Below are 1,979 nucleotides of genomic sequence, written 5' to 3'. Positions count from 1 at the left end.
TCTTGCCGACGACCAGCTTTTCGTCGAGCCGGTCAACGGCATGCTGATCGGCCGTCCGCCCCCGGCGATCCGGGGACTTGCCGAGTTCCGCGGTGCCGGCATCCACCCGGTCGAGTGGATCGAGGCGGCACCGCTTCATCACGTCGTGCGTCTCGTGGCGGCACCGTTCGAGGATCGCCTTGCACCCGCCGACGAGCGGCACGACCTGATCCCCGGCCATGCCCTGCCGGTGAGCCGCCTTGCGGTCGACGACCACGCCACGGCGTTCGAACGGCTGGTCGCCATGGCGCCGATTCCGGCGGCAGGCGACGGTTGAATCGCCCGCGAAAACACCAGAGCCCGCATTTTTGGCTTGCGCTCGTCCTTTTCATCGACAAGATGACCACCCCAGCGGGGGACGTGATTGTTGCATTGCGATAAGGGCGGCGCCGTCATGCTGGGCAATTGGAGCGGTAACTGATGATCGGACTGGTGCTTGTCACCCATGGCAAGCTGGCGGAGGAGTTTCGCCACGCACTTGAACATGTCGTGGGTCCGCAAGAGGCGATCGAAACCGTCTGCATCGGTCCCGAGGACGACATGGATCAGCGGCGGCAGGACATTCTCGAGGCGGTGGTCTCGGCAGACCGCGACGCCGGCGTCATCATCCTGACCGACATGTTCGGCGGAACCCCCTCCAACCTGGCAATTTCCGTGATGAGCAGCGGCCGCATCGAGGTCATCGCCGGCGTCAACCTGCCGATGCTGATCAAGCTCGCCGGCATTCGCGGCGACGGCGAGATGGACAAGGTGCTTATCGAGGCATCGGAAGCGGGCCGGAAATACATCAATGTCGCAAGCCGCGTGCTGAGTGGAAAATAGGATGGACGCGTCCGCCGCCATGTCGCTGAGCAAGGAACTGCTGATCATCAACCGGCGCGGCCTGCATGCGCGCGCCTCCGCCAAATTCGTGCAGACCGTCGACGGCTTCGATGCCGAGGTCACGGTGACCAAGGACGGCATGACGGTCGGCGGAACCTCCATCATGGGACTGATGATGCTCGCCGCAAGCCCGGGCTGCACCGTGCTGGTGACCGCCAGGGGCAACCAGGCATCCGAGGCGCTGGACGCGCTGGAGACGCTCGTCGCCGACCGTTTCGGCGAAGAGATGTGAGCTTTGCCAGGTCGAATATAAAGACATAAAGACTTCTTTATATCACGATTGCCACCCCCGACGTTTCCTGCTACAGCAACCGCGGCCCCGTTCCTCGATCGAACGGCAAGACAGGATTGCTGGCGGCCACCCGCGCCCTGCGCGGAGATCGTTGCAACAGGCCGGGAATCCGCAGTTTGGAGATCTTCATGAGCACATCCCATGACTACCACGTCGCCGACATCGGTCTTGCCGACTTCGGCCGCAAGGAAATCACCATTGCCGAAACCGAGATGCCGGGCCTGATGTCCTGCCGCGAGGAGTTCGGCGCCGCGAAGCCGCTCAAGGGCGCACGCATCACCGGCTCGCTGCACATGACGATCCAGACCGCCGTTCTCATCGAGACGCTGGTGGCGCTCGGCGCCGAGGTTCGCTGGGCCTCCTGCAACATCTTTTCGACCCAGGACCATGCCGCTGCCGCAATCGCCGCTGCCGGCATTCCGGTCTTCGCCGTCAAGGGCGAGACGCTGACCGAGTACTGGGACTACACCGACAGGATCTTCCAGTGGGCCGATGGCGGCCTCTCCAACATGATCCTCGACGACGGCGGCGACGCGACCATGTACATCCTGCTCGGCGCGCGCGCCGAGGCGGGCGAGAACATCCTCGTCAATCCGGGTTCCGAGGAAGAGGAAATCCTCTTCGCGCAGATCAAGAAGCGCCTTGCCGCTTCGCCGGGCTGGTTCACGAAGCAGCGCGACGCGATCAGGGGCGTCACGGAAGAGACGACGACCGGCGTCAACCGCCTCTACCAGCTCCAGCAGAAGGGCCTGCTGCCGTTCCCGGC

Annotated in this window: 3 protein-coding genes and 1 pseudogene; all 4 read left to right on the top strand. The window is 64.1% G+C overall.

Translation table 11 applies throughout. The features are described from left to right. A pseudogene (locus tag LXM94_RS25810) lies at positions 1-316 on the top strand (HPr kinase/phosphorylase); the annotation flags it as partial. Between the two features lie 143 nt (positions 317-459). Then, positions 460-861 carry a PTS sugar transporter subunit IIA gene (locus LXM94_RS25805; RefSeq protein WP_235774740.1) on the top strand — a complete coding sequence of 134 codons (402 nt, stop codon included), beginning with the start codon at positions 460-462 and terminating at the stop codon, positions 859-861. A gap of 1 nt (position 862) precedes the next feature. Continuing rightward, positions 863-1,153, top strand: coding sequence for an HPr family phosphocarrier protein (locus LXM94_RS25800; RefSeq protein WP_408015706.1), 291 nt, complete (start codon positions 863-865; stop codon positions 1,151-1,153). Positions 1,154-1,341: 188 nt separating this feature from the next. Next, on the top strand, positions 1,342-1,979 hold a 638-nt coding region (locus LXM94_RS25795), incomplete at its 3' end, for an adenosylhomocysteinase (RefSeq protein ID WP_235774738.1).

Source organism: Rhizobium alarense (assembly GCF_021555155.1).
GTDB classification, from domain to species: domain Bacteria; phylum Pseudomonadota; class Alphaproteobacteria; order Rhizobiales; family Rhizobiaceae; genus Rhizobium_D; species Rhizobium_D alarense.
This window is presented reverse-complemented; position numbering and strand designations above follow the sequence as displayed.

Coding starts and splice junctions, on each gene's coding strand:
- LXM94_RS25805 (WP_235774740.1), top strand. CDS start 460: ATGATCGGACTGGTGCTTGTCACCCATGGCAAGCTGGCGGAGGAGTTT.
- LXM94_RS25800 (WP_408015706.1), top strand. CDS start 863: ATGGACGCGTCCGCCGCCATGTCGCTGAGCAAGGAACTGCTGATCATC.